The organism is Arthrobacter sp. NPDC097144, from assembly GCF_044762205.1.
In the GTDB taxonomy this organism is placed as follows: Bacteria; Actinomycetota; Actinomycetes; order Actinomycetales; family Micrococcaceae; genus Arthrobacter_B.
This window is the reverse complement of sequence record NZ_JBIWDW010000005.1, coordinates 233,490-247,758: the sequence shown is the minus strand read 5'-3', so window position 1 is coordinate 247,758 and position 14,269 is coordinate 233,490. Positions and strand designations below refer to the sequence as shown.

Genomic DNA, 14,269 nt, shown 5'->3' with positions numbered 1-14,269 from the left:
TCTACCGCTCCCCCAGGTAAGCCACGCGTTCGGTGACATCCCGGACGCTGGCGTTGGCCAGACTGCCGTCCAGGCGCCCGTCTGCGAGGAAAATGACGGTGTCCGCGGAGCAGGCTGCCACGGGGTCATGGGTCACCATCACCACGGTCTGGCCCAGATCCGCCACGGTGTGCCGCAGCAGGTCGAGCACCTGCCGGGCGGTTACCGAGTCGAGGGCCCCGGTGGGCTCATCGGCAAAAACGGCATCCGGACGGGTTATCAGTGCCCGGGCGATCGCGGCCCGCTGCTGCTGCCCGCCGGAGAGTTCCTGCGGCATCCGGTCATTCAGCCCGCTGAGTCCCACGGCCTCCAGGACATAACCCAGCCAGTCATGGTCCACGCTGCGGCCTCCCAGCAGCAGCGGCAGCGTGACGTTGCGCGACACGGACAGCTGGGGCAGCAGGTTGTAGGACTGGAAGACGAACCCCACATGGTCCCGGCGGAACACTGTCAGGGCCTTGCGGCGCAGCCGGGAAATGTCGGTGGAACCCAGCAGCACCCTCCCGCTGTCCGGAGTGTCCAGTCCCGCGGCCATCTGCAGCAGGGTGCTCTTGCCGGATCCGGAGGGGCCCATGATGGCGGTGAAGGTGCCGGCCGGAACGGCAAGTGACACCTCATGCAGGGCGGTCACGCGTGCGGTTCCGGTGCGGTAGCTCTTGGCCACGGCCTCCAGCTGCAGTGCAGCCGGTCCGGAAAATTCAGTGGTTTCGGTGTACATGGCCTTCGTCCTCTTTCTCTGGCGGGCGGTGTGCTGCCGCCGCTTTTTCTCCTGCCATTGACGCTACGGAGAAGGCCCCCGCACTCCGATACAGCCAGCACCCCAATCCGGGGTATAGCTGGCTATACCCCCGGTGGAACGGGGGCAGGGCATAATCGGGCAGGTGAGCTTTCTTTCCCGCGCCGGCCTGGAGTCCCGTCTTCGGGATGCTGGCTTCCTCCTGCGCGAGGCCATGAACTGGCCGGCGTCGCTGGGGATCCTCCTGGGCGGCGTTGTGCTGCTTCCGTTCCTGCCGCTGGGCGTTGGCCTGTACGCGGTTCCCCGTCTGCTGGGAACGCTCAACCTGCTTGCCGCCCGGGCCCAGGGCCGCGCTGCGGGTTATGCCGGCGCCGTCGTGCCCTTTGACCGCCGTGTCCTCGCCGGCAGGAAGAATTTTGGCGAACTGGCGGCCCTGGTGAGTGCCCCGGAGACCAAGCGGGACATTTCCTGGCTGCTGTTCCACTGTGCTTTTGCGCTGCTGGCCGGCTGTCTTGCGGTGGCCCTGCCGCTGGCTGCGGTGCTGTATATAGGTACGGCTCCGTGGTGGACGCTGTTTCCGCAGTCCGCACCGCTTGATTTTGCAGTTCCCGTGACCAGCTGGTCGGCAGCGGGATTCACCGTCCTGCTGGGGCTCATCTACGGCCTGGCGGCCTGGCTGCTGCCCCCGTGGATGGCCCGCCGGCTCAGCGGCGGCACGCTGGCAATCCTCTCGCCCCGCCGGTATGACGAGCTCTCCCTCCGGATCCAGGATCTTTCCGCTGCCCGCGCCAGCGCTCTGACGGCCCATGCAGCAGAGCTGCGCCGCATCGAACGGGAGCTGCATGACGGCGCGCAGAACCGGCTGGTGGGGGTGGTGATGATGCTCGGACTGGCACAGCGGGCGGCGGAGAGCGATCCGGCTGCCGCGATGCCCTTCATCGGCCGTGCCCAGGACGCCGCCACCGAAGCCCTGGCCGGTTTGCGGGAAGCGGTGCATGACATTTATCCGCCGGTCCTGGATGAGCTGGGCCTGGGCGGAGCGGCATCGGCGCTGACAAGCAGGTCCCCCATCAGCTGCTCGCTGGACGTGCAGGGACTGCAGCGTGCTCCCGCAGCGGTGGAATCCGCCGCCTACTTTGTCCTGGCCGAAGCCCTGACCAACGCAGCGAAACATTCCGATGCCTCGCACATTGAAGTACTCCTGCGTACGGAATCCACCCCGCGCGAGGATGTGCTGGTGGTCCGGGTGAACGACGACGGGCGCGGCGGCGCCGCTGTTGCCGGGGCCAGCGATCCGGCGGCCGGGTCCGGCACCGGTCTGGCCGGAATTGCCCGCCGCGCCGCAGCCTTTGGCGGCAAGTTGTATGTGACCAGTCCGTCCGGCGGGCCAACCGAACTAAGAGTGGAGCTTCCATGCGCCTTCTGATCGCTGAAGATGATGCCCTGCTGCGCGCCGGGCTCGAGCTGCTGCTGCAGGGCGAGGGGTTTGAGGTGGTTGGCTCCGCGGACAATGCTGAGGACCTGCTGGCTGGCTTTGAACCCGGCAGTGCCGACGGCGCCGTCCTGGATGTGCGGATGCCGCCGACCTTCACCAACGAGGGGCTGCGCGCTGCCCTGGAACTTCGATCGCGGGTGCCGGACTTTCCCGTCCTTGTCCTCTCCGCTTACGTTGAGGACCGGTACGCCAGCCGGCTGCTGGCCTCCGGCGCCCAGGGTGTGGGCTACCTCTTAAAGGAACGCGTAGGCAAAGTGGGCGATTTTGTCGAGGGCCTGCGCCGGGTCCTGGCCGGCGGAACGGTCATGGATCCGGAGGTCGTCGCCCAGCTGTTCAGCCGGCGCAGCACTCTGGACCCCATCCGGTCACTGACTCCCCGCGAATTCGAAGTGCTGGGGCTGGTGGCCGAGGGCCTGGGCAACACTGCCATTGCCCGGGCCATCTCCGTATCCGAGACAGCAGTCAGCAAGCACATCGGCAACATCTTCGCGAAACTGGGCCTCTCGCCGTCGGACAGCGGCCACCGCCGTGTACTCGCCACTTTGGCGTACCTGCGGACCTAGGCGAACCCCCCGGGCCCAGCTGTACCCGCGAGTCCGGACGGCAGTAATTCCCCGCGGTGACGCCTATCCGGAGGCCTCTGTGCCGGCACCCACAGGCGGGTCCCGAGGTCCCACTCACGCCTCTGTGCGAGCTTCGTTACTAAATAGTTACCATCCCGTAACCCTCTTGTACGGTAGTACTCATGCCGTTATCTGAAGCGGCTCCCTTGACTTGTTACCTAGCTCTGCCGCTGGTCAAGGTCCACAGATTTCACACTTCGGCAGAGGCGGGGGAACCACTTACGGGTTCCTTATGAATCCTTGGGGTTAAGTCAGCCGAGGTTTCTTCGGCGGACCGGATGACTCCCATCCGCATCCGACAGCTCACCTCGCAGGTATCGGGAGAGGTAACTCATTTTGTTGAACAATACTCGTGGAACCCACAGCGCCGACAACACCGGACTGTGGACTGCACTGGCAAACGCCACCACCGGCAAGGCCCGCACCATCGGCACCGCAGCCGCTGTCCTGGCAGCAGGCTCCGGCCTGGTGCTCAGCATGGCCGGCCCCGCTTCGGCAGGCGTCATCGCCAACGACTCGACCGAGTCCTACACCGCCCCTGCTGCTGTAGCCGCTCCGGCTGCTCCTGTGGCTCCGGCAGTTGCTCCGGTTGAGGCTCCGGCCCCCGCCGCAGCGTCCACCCACGTTGTCCAGTCCGGCGACACCCTGAGCGCCATCGCAGCCACCTACGCCGTCACCCTTGACGACATCCTGGCGCTGAACGGCCTTTCGCTGGATTCCATCATCTACCCCGGCGATGTCATCACCTACGCCGGCGGTGCTGCTGTTGAAACTGCTTACGCCGCACCGGCTGCAGTCTCCTACGCTGCCCCTGCAGCCGTGTCCTATGACGCTCCCGCTGCGGTCTCCTACGCCGCTCCGGTGGAAGAGACCGCTGCTGTGGCCGACTTCAGCACCTTCAGCACGCAGGCTTCCTCCGTGACGCCGGCTGCTGCTCCCGCTGCATCCGGTACCAACGCCATCATGCTCAGCTCCGCATACGCCCAGATGGGTGCCGTCCAGGACTGCACCATTCTGGTTGAGGTTGCGCTCCGGGCAGCCGGCCACTCGGTTGGCGACCTGGCTCCCGCGCAGCTTGCTGCTTACGGAACCCCGGTTTCCGACCCCCAGCCCGGCGACATCGCCTACTACGCCGACGGCGGCATGGGCGTTGCCCACATCGCCATCTACGCAGGCAACGGCCAGGCCATCCACAGCGGATGGGGCGGCAACCAGACTGTTCTGGAGAGCGCCAACGTCGGCTCCGGCGCCGTGTACTACCGCGTAGCGTAATAACGCACTAGCTCCCATCGGAGCGCGGGAAGCGAACGGACCTGCAATCTGATGGATTCATAAAAAGGGAACGCCCGGCCAGCTGGCCGGGCGTTCCCTTTTGCCGTTAAGTTTCCAGGTGGACGCGCAGGCATGTCCTCAGTGTCGGATCCGCCCGGACTCAGGCGTCCGGATCGTTCCGGCCATCCTGCTGTTCCTGCTGTTCCTGCTGTTCCTGCTGTTCCTGGAAGTCCGGGACGTCCGGGACATCCGGGACGTCCGGGACATCCGGGACGTCCGGGACGTCCGGAGTGTCCTGGTGGTGCCGGCCGCCGTGACCGTGTCCGGGGCCTTCTTCAGTCATGCTGTCGCGGACAGGCCCTTCGACGTTGTTCCCGCCCTGATCCGGTGCAGATTCCCCGTCTGAGTTCTCATCCTGAGTGTCCGGATCCGCTTCGGTTCCCTTGTCTGATGTGTCTTTATCCGACGTGTCCTTGTCTGACTTGTCTGACTTGTCTGTCTGGTCGCCGTCGCTGTCGCGGTCATGCCGAGTTCCGGCATCGGACTCCTGATCCTGGTCCTGATCCTGGTCCTGCTCCTGGTCCTGCTCCTGGTCCTGCTGCTCCTGATCCTGGTCCTGCTCCTGGTCCTGATCCTGCTCCTGCTGCTGTTCAGTTACTGAGGCCTGTTCCGAATCCGCAGTTGTGTCGGCCGTGGCCATACCGGCAAAAAAGGAGCCGACCAACAGGACCAGACCGCCAACAACGCCCAGGATCCATCCGAGCGGGCCCCTGGCCTTGTCCCGAAACGCCATCGTGTTATGCACCTTTCGAAGAGTGGATGTGCTGACACTTTTATTTTCGGAACCGATTCTTCGAAGATTCTTAGACCCTGCTCCGGCCTCCGGCCAGGGGAAGGCGGACTTCCAGCACGCCGCCGACGTGCTCTTCCCCGGCAGGCAGGGCCCGGACCCTGCCGCCATAACGGGCAGCGATTTCCGCTACGAGGGCAAGTCCCAGTCCGTAGTGTCTCGGGGCCGAGTGATTTTCTCCTGCGCCACCCGTTTCCCGGTTCCGGAGGGAGGCAAAACGTTCAAAGGCCTGTCGGTCGAAGCCGGGCGGAAATCCTGCCCCGTCATCGGCGACACGAATCACGGCTTCGTGTCCGCTGCTCTCCACGGAAAACCGCACGAGCGACCGGGCATAGTCCAGGGCATTGGCTCCGAGCGCCGTGAAGATCCGCTGCAGCGCAAACTGCCCGCCCAACACGGTTACTTCCGGAGCCGGAGCGTCCAGTTCCAGGGCCAACCCGCGCCGGAGAGCTTCGGGCTCCAGCGAGCTCACTGCGGACCGTGCCAGAGGCACCAAATTGACCGGTTCCGGCGGTCCGGAATGCCTGGGATCCGCGGACATCAGCAGGTCCTCGAGGATTCCGGTGAGAACTTTGGTGTCCTCCACGATGTCATCGGCCGCTTCGAGTGCTCCCTCGTTCACACTGACATCCGGCTCATCGTCAGCCTCCTCTCCGGCAGGGGCCCCTGGCGGGGAAGAGGACTTCGACAACCGCCGCCGGAGCAACTGGGCGCGGGTGCTCAGGAGGGTCAGCGGTGTCCGCAGTTCATGGCTGGCATCGGCCACGAACCGTCGCTGCAGAGCCAGTGCTTCAGCCATGGGCCGCATGGCAGCCCGTGCCGCTGCGGCGGAAAGAACGCCCGCCACCACCCCGGCAGCCAGCACCGACACCACCAACGCCAGGGCCAGGCGGCGGAGCTGTTCGGTGGCCTCATGCGTATCGACTGCGGCCTGCACCACATCACCGCCGCGCCGCACAGTGAGGACTTCGTACGTCCGATCTCCGGCGGACACGGTGTCCCGCCGGGGTCTGTCCGTACCGGCAACCTCAGCCAGCGCTTCCTGGTCCGGCAGGCCCGACGGCATGTTGCGGGAAACCGCCAGCCTGCCGTCGTCGTACACAGCCAGGAAGACATCCAGCGGCGCCTCCCGGGGAGAATCGAACTGGGCAGCTGACACCAAAGTCTGCTCGGTGGCCTCACGGGTTTGAGTGGAAACCAGCCCGTAGACCAGGACGGCGGCCAGACCCAGCAGCACCACTGTCAGCGCCGTGAACTGGACCGCCAGGCGAACAGTGGCTTGCCGCAGTTCAGTCTCCTCCGGGCTGCGCTGTTTCGGGGGCGCGGCGGCACGCTTCGCCGCTGTCCGGGCGGGCCTCATGTGCGGGCGCCGAGCCGGTAGCCGATGCCGCGCACCGTCAGCACTGCTTCCTTACCCAATTTCCGCCGGAGGTAGTGCACATACGTGTCCACCACGCCGTCGTCGTCGGCGTCCGGAAAGACCGATTCCAGCAGGTCTGCCCGCGGAAACACCTGCCCGGGCCGGCGGGCCAAATGCTCCAGCAGCGCGCCTTCCCGATCGGAGAGCAGCACCACGTCCCCGGCGTCAGTGGTGACCGTGCGGCCGGTGGTGTCCAGGGTGCCGCCGGGCACGGGCAGTACCGGAACCCGGGAAATGTTCCGTCTCCTCAGCGCCCGCAGCCGTGCCAGGAGTTCGTCAATGTCGAATGGTTTGGCCATATAGTCTTCGGCACCGCGGTCCAGTCCTTCCACCCGGTCCGCCGCGTTGCCCAGGGCGGAGAGAATGAGCGCCGGCGTCAGCACGCCGCGGCTGCGCAGACGCGTGAGCACGTCCAGTCCCTCGATGGCGGGCAGGCCGCGGTCCAGCAGCAGGACGTCGAAGGGTTGGGTCAGGCCCTCGTGCAGTGCGCGCTGCCCGTCAAAGGCCAGCGTCACCAGATACCCCTCCGATTTCAGGAGGTCCGCCAGCATCCTGGCCAGCCGGCGGTCATCTTCCACGACGAGGATCCGGGGTCGGTCCGTCATGCCGAAAGTCTATTGGCCGCACACGCGGAGGGTCCGGTGTCAGTGCCGGATTGGGGGCTGGCCGGGGCCAATTGCCTGTTGCCCGACGCCTGTGGAGGGCAATGCCTTCGCCGTGCGGCGGGTGGTGAGCAGGACAACGACGACGGCGACCGCCGCTCCGATGGTGGTTTCCACCGCCCGGTCCACAGTGAGGTCCCAGACCTGCTGGCTGGACACGAAACCGGTCATCAGCAGCGCTACCGGGGTTAGGAAGACCATGGCCAGGGCGTAATGCCGGATGACGTAGACCTCCCCGGCAAACTGGAGCAGCGTCAGCAGGACGGCCAGCTGCACCGGGGTCCAGTCCGGCTGCAGGAGCAGGGCGGAAAGCAGCACACCGGCATAGGTTCCCACAATGAAATGCACGGCCCGCAGTGGAGCCCGCGCCGCATCAGCGGCGGCGATCGGGGCGCAGGCTGCCAGCATGGCCCAGTAGCTGTGCCCGGTCCCCACCAGTGCAGCGAGGGAACCGGCTGCGGCGACAGCCGCGACGTACCGGCCTGAGTGCTTGAAGATCTCTTTCCAGTCCGGCGCCGCCCGCGGTGTCAGGGGCAGTACAGGGGTATGCCTGCGGGCATGTGCCCGGCCGGCGATCCCGAGCAGGATGGCCGTCAGCGCGCTCCCGCCTGCCGCCAGTGAAGCTTCGCCGGGAGAACCGGAAAAAGGTGCGGCGGCGGTCGCAGTGAAAGCAAAGATGTAGGTGAACGGTCCGGCCGGGCGGACGCGCAGATAGTCGGCGGCAACGGAAATGATTCCGGCGATAAGAGTGGCGGCCGCCACCACTTCCCACCCGCTCCGTCCGGCCAGGGACATGGTCACTCCGGCAACCACGGTCAGGGTCATCAGGGCACCGGACTGGGTTTGGTGCCGAAGCCGGCGCCAATGCGGTTCGCTGCGGCCAAAGACACCCGTCAGGGACCCGAAGATGGCGCACATGGTCAGGTCGGTGCGGCCGAGGAGGATCAGCACCACGAGCGGAATCAGCAGCCCCGCAGCAACGCGGACTGCCGGAATCCGGTGGCCCCGGCCCGCGGGAACCGACAGGAAAGTACGAAGGGAATGGATCACGGAAAACGGGCCTTTCACTGCGGCTGAAGAGACAGGTCGCCGCTCTTCCAGCCTACGAGTGCACTCCGTCCCGGCGGCGGAACACCCCGCGTGATGCCTGTCGCAGCGGGCGCCGCTGCCCCCGCTGCCCCGCTACATCCGGGCCTTGGTTTTGGCAGTCGCCTTGGCCGACCAGGGGTCCTCAGGCCACGGATGTTTGGGATACCTGCCGCGCATCTGGGCGCGCACCTGCAAATACGGTCCGGCCCAGAAGGATGCCAGGTCATCGGTCACAGCCAGCGGCTGGCGTGCCGGGGAGAGCAAATGAAACAGCACCGGCACCCTGCCCTGGACCACGCGCGGGGTTTCCGCCCAGCCGAAGCACTCCTGGAGCTTGACCGCTACAACCGGCCGGCCGCCGTCGTCGTCGGGGTCCGGGTAGCTGATCCGGACATGGGAGCCGCTCGGGACTGCGAGGCGTTCCGGTGCGAGCTCGGCTAACCGGGAAGCCTCGGGCCACGGCAGCAGGCGGCGCAGCGGTTCAGTGAGGTCAATGCCGTTCACCGAGGCGCCTGCGGCAAGGGCCGACAGTTCGGGAGCCAGCCAGTCATCCAGGCGCGCCAGCAGTGCCGGCTCGGAGACATCCGGCCACGGTTCCCCGAGCTCACGGCGAATCAAGGCCATCCGTCGCCGCAGCGCATCCGCGGCGGCCGAGAAACCTATGATGCCCAGCCCTTCCTGCTTCAGAGCCCGAGCCACCGCCGTCCTGCCTTCGGCAGCCGTTGGCCGGACCGGGGTGGAGGAAAGCACGATGGACCCGAGGCGGCGTTCACGCCTGGCAGTGACCCGGCCGGACACAAACCGTGCTTCAACCGTGTCGGTGAGCAGGTGCTGCGCCGCAGCGGCGGCAGTCTCCTCGCTCAGCGGCGCAGCCGAGCGAATCACCGCTCCGGTGCCGGCGGCATCGCGTCCCTGGGCGCGGGTGACTTCGGCGACGGCGAGCCATTCGTGGCCGGTCAGCGGGCTGCCGGCGGGCAGCCCGGCGCGCGTTCCGGACGAGAGCAGGTAGCGCTCCGGTCCTTCCCCGGGCACCCGGCGGGCAATGCGGTCCGGGAACGCCAGTCCGACGACGAATCCCATGGCCTCCGAATCCGGAACGTCAGCTGGCTCCGAAGAGCGCGGTGGATTGTGGCTGGATGCTTCTTCGCCTCTTGACCCTTCACGCCGGACAATGCCCTGCATGCGCCGCACGTCCTCGGACCAGCGGCGCTCCCCCGGGTCCCGTCCGGACCGCAGGGCAGTCAGGAGCCGGGTAAGGTCAGCGCCGGGTGCACGGTGATCCCCGGCGACCAGTGCAACGGCCTCCGCTGCAGTTCGGGCTCCGACCACCTTGGAACCGTCCAGCAGGGCCCGGGCCAGGCGGGGATCGGCGGGGATCCGGGCAAGGGTCTTTCCCACAGGGGTGACGGCTCCGGAAGCATCCACGGCGCCGAGGTTCTTCAGGACAGTCCGGGCATCCTCCATGGCCGTGCGAGGCGGAGCATCCGGCAGTGCCAGGCCTTCACCTCCAGGCGAGCCCCAGCAGGCCAGAACGAGAGCTGCAGAGGTCAGGTCCGCCACGGAAATCTCCGGCGTTTGATGTGCCGGAGCTGCGCCGAAAGTCCGCTCGTCATAGCAGCGGACCACGCGTCCCGGCCCCTGCCGGGCGGCACGACCGGCCCGCTGTTCCGCTGAAGCCCGGGAACAGGAGACTGTCACTAAGCCGGACATTCCGCGCGCTGCATCCCGGCGCGGTTCGCGGGCCAGCCCGGAATCGATGACCAGGCGAACTCCCGGTACGGTCAGTGAGGACTCCGCCAGACTGGTGGAGACGATGATCCGGGGCCGGTCTCCTCCTGCTCGGCCGGATACCGCGCGGTCCTGGTCCCGCGGATCGATCTGTCCGTGCAGTTCCAGGACTTCAGTTCCGGCTCCGGCACGGCTGCGGATACGGGAGGCGACAGACGAGACTTCCCAGGCCCCGGGAACGAAAACCAGGGCGTCAGCCTGCGGGTTTGCGGTCAGGAGTTCGGCGTGGGCGGCAGCTGCCGTGTCGGCAACGTGGTCAAGGAAGGTCCGCGTCACCCCGCGCTCATCCAGACGCAGGGAAGGAGCCGGCTGCCAACGGATTTCCAGCGGATAAAGGGCAGACGGACAGCCGACAACGGGGACCGGTCCGTCGCCGTCGTTCCCGATCAGCGAGGCAAAGCGAGGCGCGTCAAGTGTGGCGGACATGGCAATCAGCGTCAGGTCCTCGCGCAGCTGCCGGACTTCAGTGAGCATGCCCACCAGCAAATCCGTTTCCAACCCGCGCTCGTGCACTTCGTCCAGGACGACGGCGGTGGTGCCTTCCAGCCCCGGATCGGCCAGAAGCCTGCGCAGCAGGATGCCGGGGGTAACGAACTCGATGATGGTTTCGGGACCGGCGTGGCTCTCGCCGCGCACCGTGTAGCCGATGCGGGCACCCACCGGGCTGCCGTCCAGCGCGGCGAGCCGGCGGGCTGCCGAACGTGCCGCCACCCGGCGCGGCTGCGTCACGACAATCCGCGGCGGCCGTCCGATTGAACTTTCCTGCAGAGCCAACAGGTTGGCAAGCAGCGGCGGAACCAGGGTCGTCTTTCCGGTTCCCGGCGGAGCCTGGACCACCGCGGCGCTCTTCCCGTTCTGGGGATCAAGGGCGGCGAACAGATCGGCGAGCGCCTCGGCGAACACCAATCCCGTCCCGATGCGCTGAAGGTTGAACGGCACCTGCGGGAGGAAACTGGGGATGCCGGATATCTGCGGTGTGCTCACATCCCCTATTCTCCCGTGTATTGCCTCGTGCCCAACCTCGTGCTTGCCCACGGTGTTCATTCCAAGCCCGGCGGACTCGGCGCAGTGGATCTATAGGCATGGCCTGTGGGTGTGGTGATGACCACCGTATGTCGGCCACTGGTGCCGGTCCGCGCACTCCAGTCCGGTGCTTCCTTGGCCTGGTTGCAGGCCTCGCACAACCCCTGAATGTTTTCCGCCGAGGTCGCCCCGCCCTTTCGTACTGGAACAATATGGTCGTAATGCCGGATGGGAGCTCCGCACCACGGCATACGGCAAAGGTGGTCGCGGGCCGCGATGAAGCGCGCCAAACCCCTGGGTACCAGCCGCGCCCGGGAATCCATTGCCACCAACTGGCCGGTCTCCGGCACCGCATACAACCGGCGTAGCCACACCTCGGTCCGCGGATCCAGCCGCTCCGGACGCTCCGGCGCCCTTCCCCAACCGGATGCCGATCCTGCCACTGGTGAAGGGCGGGAAGGTGCTGTTGCTGTCCGGCCGGAGACAAGTCCGGTGGTCCGTGCGTTGGCCTCTGCACCGGCCTGCCCCGGCTCTGCGCCGTCCCGGCCCGGCTCCGTTCCGTCCTTGTCCGGCTCTGTTCCGGCCTGACTCCCGCGAAGCAGGTCCCTAGCCCACTGTGCCGGCACCATTCCATATCCCGGCAGTACGGCAGGCTCCGAAACGTCCGGAACCACAGCGCCTCCGTTGCCCGGATCCTTCCCTTCGGCCCCAGCCGGACGCTGCAGGACACCAGCGAGCAGGGACCTGTCCGTCATGATCAGCTGCACCTCCACCCGCACATCTTCAGCGCGCGCCTGGCCGGTGACCCGCTCCACCAAGGTGTCGGCCATGATCTGGCCCCGGGTCCGCGGATCTCCCTCCGCCCGCAACCGGTCTGCCTCCCGCGACAACGAGGAGAAGACCCCCACTCCCTGGGACACCGGCAGCAACCCGGTCAGATATGTCATGGTGTCCGGCGCCGGCCGGCATGAGACATACCGCTCTGAAACCGCCTTCGCCGCACGTTTGACCACCGCCTGCGGGTCCAATCCATAGGACAACGACTTGATCCGGGCAATCAGCTGCCGGTCTCCCAGGGTCTCCAGCTCAGCAAGGTTCCCTGCCACCGCCTCATCCACATGCTGCCGGTCCTCCAAAGACAAGCTTGCGGTCTCCCGCACCAGCAGCGTGGCCCGCCACTCGTTAATCACACCGGCGCTCAGAGCCCGAAGCGTGCAAGGCATCTCCTCTGTGAGGATCCGGGCCAATCCCAGCAGCCGGATGCCCCGGTGCGGAGACTCGCGGCGAGCCAACCCAATCTGCGCTCCCACCCCGCGGCCCAGATGTTCCGCCGCCAGCCCGGCCCGAGCCTGTGCCCGGCGCGTTGAGGCATCAAAGGCTGCGGCTGCACGGGCCTGAGCCGCCGCAGCGGCGGACTTCAACTCTTCCAGTAAGCGGATCTCATCGATCAGTCGCGCCCGCTCTTTCGCTTCCAATGCTGCCAATCTCCCGTCAGCCGTCGACGGCCGCTCGGCACCCGCTGGCCCCTCGCGGTTCGACGGCCGCTCAGCGGTCGACGTCCGCTGATCCGCCGATGGCCCGTAGCCCTTCGACGGCCCCTGAATTCTCGGCGGCCGCTCAGCCGCACTGAGCCCACCACCGCCGCAACCGCGCTTCGAAAGCCGCCCGGAAAGCGGGAGCAGTCCGGAAAGCTTCCCCGCCCCGGGCTGTGATCCCACCTGCCCTAAAGATTCGTACATGTGTTCTATTTTATTGCTCGGCGCCCCATCCGGCAGCCCTTGGCATTACTGGTTCTTTACTCGCGATTACTCCCGGAGCACTCCTCCGCGAGGACAATAAAGGCGCGAGAACAATAAGGGCCGGTAAGCCGGATAGACAACAGATCTGAGGACCGAGGAATGGAACACGAGGATTACCGTCCCCAAACCCGGCTGCGGGTCCTCAGTTCCGGCACCACACCGGAAGAAGCCCTGACCTTCTTTGACTCGCTCCAACCGGTCAGCATTGAAGAGCTCGCGGGCTTCTGGCACGGTGCAGACCTTCCAACGGGTCACCCGTTCGACGGACTCCTGGGACCCCTAGGCTGGCAGGGAAAGCAGTTTGACGGACCTGACGGCGCACACCCGCTGGTCTTTGCCGACAGGGGCGGACGGTGCTTTGACGTAAATCCCCGCGTTGTTCCGCTGGCCGCCTCCCTCCGGCTGTCGCGGCTGGTCCGCAAATCAACCGCACGCACACAGGTCGCCGCCCGCCTGATCCGGCCGCTGCTGCCGCTGACCCGGACCACGAAGCCGAAAGCCCGCCTGCGGATGACGGAGTACCGCGGCGTTCTTACCGCCACCATGATCTACGACGCCCTGCCCATCAACGACGTCTTCCGCCGGGTGGACAACGGCACGCTGCTCGGCGCCATGGATCTGCGCGGCCCGCTCCCGCCGTTTATGTTCACCCTCCGGCACGACTGATGAGACCCTCCGAAGCATCACTGGCAGCACGGCTTCGCTTAGCAGGCTGCGTGTTTGCCGCAGAGGAGGCCCGCCTCCTGCTCTCGGAAGCCACCGGTTCCAAAGCTCTGGAGCAGATGGTCCAGCAGCGGTGTGAGGGTTACCCGCTTGAACAGGTCCTTGGCTGGGCAGAATTCTACGGGCTGCGCATACCGGTTGCCCCCAATGTCTTCGTCCCCCGGAGGCGGACGGAGCTGCTCGCCGCCCACGCCATTGCGCTGCTCGAAAACCTCAGCCATCCGGTGTTCGCAGAGCTTTGCTGCGGCTCCGGGGCGGTCAGCATGGCCGTTGCCGCGCACGCGGCCTCCGCGCCGGAGGCTTACGCCGTTGATCTTCAGACAGCCGCCGTTGCCTGCGCCCGGACCAATCTGGCGGGGCAGGCGTCCGTTTTGCAGGGCAATCTGTTCGAGGCGCTGCCGGGAGGGCTTCGCGGCCGGATCGACGTCGTCGCCGCCAACGCCCCCTACGTTCCCACCGCCCAGCTTGGCTCCATGCCGCCCGAGGCGCGGGACTATGAACCCGCCTTAACCCTCGACGGCGGATCCGACGGTTTGGATGTGCTGAGGCGCATCATCGAGTCAGCACCTGTGTGGCTGGGGCCCGAAGGCTCCGTGGTGGTGGAGTGCAGCCGGAGCCAGGCCGGAGCAGTGGGACATCTCATGGCGGTGCGCGGACTGGAGCCGCAAATCATGTGCGGGGAGGAACCGGAGGCAACAATCGCCGTCGGCCGCCGCACATCTGGTAAAGCGCCACCGTAAAGATAGGGAA

The 14,269-nt window shown here is 66.8% G+C and carries 12 protein-coding genes and 1 riboswitch; of the genes, 5 read left to right on the top strand and 7 right to left on the bottom strand.

The features are described 5' to 3' along the window. Position 1: 1 nt before the first annotated feature. Complete coding sequence (locus ACIQXM_RS13655; RefSeq protein ID WP_400932380.1) at positions 2–757, bottom strand: ABC transporter ATP-binding protein; 756 nt, start codon at positions 755–757, stop codon at positions 2–4. A gap of 163 nt (positions 758–920) precedes the next feature. Here ACIQXM_RS13655 and ACIQXM_RS13650 point away from each other — a divergent pair, with 163 nt between their 5' ends. The 3 genes from ACIQXM_RS13650 (at position 921) to ACIQXM_RS13640 (ending at position 4,165) form a co-directional block, all read left to right on the top strand. Further along, on the top strand, positions 921–2,201 hold the full coding sequence (locus tag ACIQXM_RS13650) for a histidine kinase (protein ID WP_400932378.1): 1,281 nt from the start codon (positions 921–923) through the stop codon (positions 2,199–2,201). Continuing rightward, positions 2,189–2,833 carry a response regulator gene (locus ACIQXM_RS13645; protein ID WP_400932376.1) on the top strand — a complete coding sequence of 215 codons (645 nt, stop codon included), beginning with the start codon at positions 2,189–2,191 and terminating at the stop codon, positions 2,831–2,833. The genes ACIQXM_RS13650 and ACIQXM_RS13645 overlap by 13 nt, the downstream gene beginning before the upstream one ends. A 238-nt stretch (positions 2,834–3,071) precedes the next feature. Continuing rightward, a riboswitch (cyclic di-AMP (ydaO/yuaA leader) is annotated at positions 3,072–3,224 on the top strand. Between the two features lie 8 nt (positions 3,225–3,232). Beyond that, positions 3,233–4,165 carry a LysM peptidoglycan-binding domain-containing protein gene (locus ACIQXM_RS13640; RefSeq protein WP_400932374.1) on the top strand — a complete coding sequence of 311 codons (933 nt, stop codon included), beginning with the start codon at positions 3,233–3,235 and terminating at the stop codon, positions 4,163–4,165. Between the two features lie 160 nt (positions 4,166–4,325). Here ACIQXM_RS13640 and ACIQXM_RS13635 read toward each other — a convergent pair whose 3' ends face one another. The 6 genes from ACIQXM_RS13635 to ACIQXM_RS13610 form a co-directional block, all read right to left on the bottom strand. Next, the gene (locus tag ACIQXM_RS13635) at positions 4,326–4,958 is read right to left on the bottom strand and encodes a hypothetical protein (protein WP_400932373.1); all 633 of its coding nucleotides are present in this window, start codon (positions 4,956–4,958) and stop codon (positions 4,326–4,328) included. A gap of 70 nt (positions 4,959–5,028) precedes the next feature. Beyond that, positions 5,029–6,375 carry a sensor histidine kinase gene (locus ACIQXM_RS13630; RefSeq protein ID WP_400932371.1) on the bottom strand — a complete coding sequence of 449 codons (1,347 nt, stop codon included), beginning with the start codon at positions 6,373–6,375 and terminating at the stop codon, positions 5,029–5,031. Beyond that, complete coding sequence (locus ACIQXM_RS13625; protein ID WP_400932369.1) at positions 6,372–7,040, bottom strand: response regulator transcription factor; 669 nt, start codon at positions 7,038–7,040, stop codon at positions 6,372–6,374. The genes ACIQXM_RS13630 and ACIQXM_RS13625 overlap by 4 nt, the downstream gene beginning before the upstream one ends. A gap of 39 nt (positions 7,041–7,079) precedes the next feature. Next, on the bottom strand, positions 7,080–8,147 hold the full coding sequence (locus tag ACIQXM_RS13620; RefSeq protein ID WP_400932368.1) for an FUSC family protein: 1,068 nt from the start codon (positions 8,145–8,147) through the stop codon (positions 7,080–7,082). Between the two features lie 132 nt (positions 8,148–8,279). After that, on the bottom strand, positions 8,280–10,958 hold the full coding sequence (gene hrpB / locus ACIQXM_RS13615) for an ATP-dependent helicase HrpB (RefSeq protein ID WP_400932366.1): 2,679 nt from the start codon (positions 10,956–10,958) through the stop codon (positions 8,280–8,282). A gap of 56 nt (positions 10,959–11,014) precedes the next feature. Then, positions 11,015–12,481, bottom strand: a complete 1,467-nt coding sequence (locus ACIQXM_RS13610) for a DUF222 domain-containing protein (protein ID WP_400932364.1) — start codon at positions 12,479–12,481, stop codon at positions 11,015–11,017. 414 nt (positions 12,482–12,895) lie between these two features. Here ACIQXM_RS13610 and ACIQXM_RS13605 point away from each other — a divergent pair, with 414 nt between their 5' ends. Together ACIQXM_RS13605 and ACIQXM_RS13600 are read left to right on the top strand one after the other, a co-directional pair. Beyond that, a complete protein-coding gene (locus ACIQXM_RS13605) occupies positions 12,896–13,462 on the top strand; it encodes a DUF4334 domain-containing protein (RefSeq protein WP_400932362.1) in 567 nt (188 codons plus the stop codon). Further along, complete coding sequence (locus tag ACIQXM_RS13600; protein WP_400932360.1) at positions 13,462–14,259, top strand: putative protein N(5)-glutamine methyltransferase; 798 nt, start codon at positions 13,462–13,464, stop codon at positions 14,257–14,259. Before ACIQXM_RS13605 ends, ACIQXM_RS13600 begins: the two co-directional genes overlap by 1 nt. Positions 14,260–14,269 lie beyond the last annotated feature (10 nt).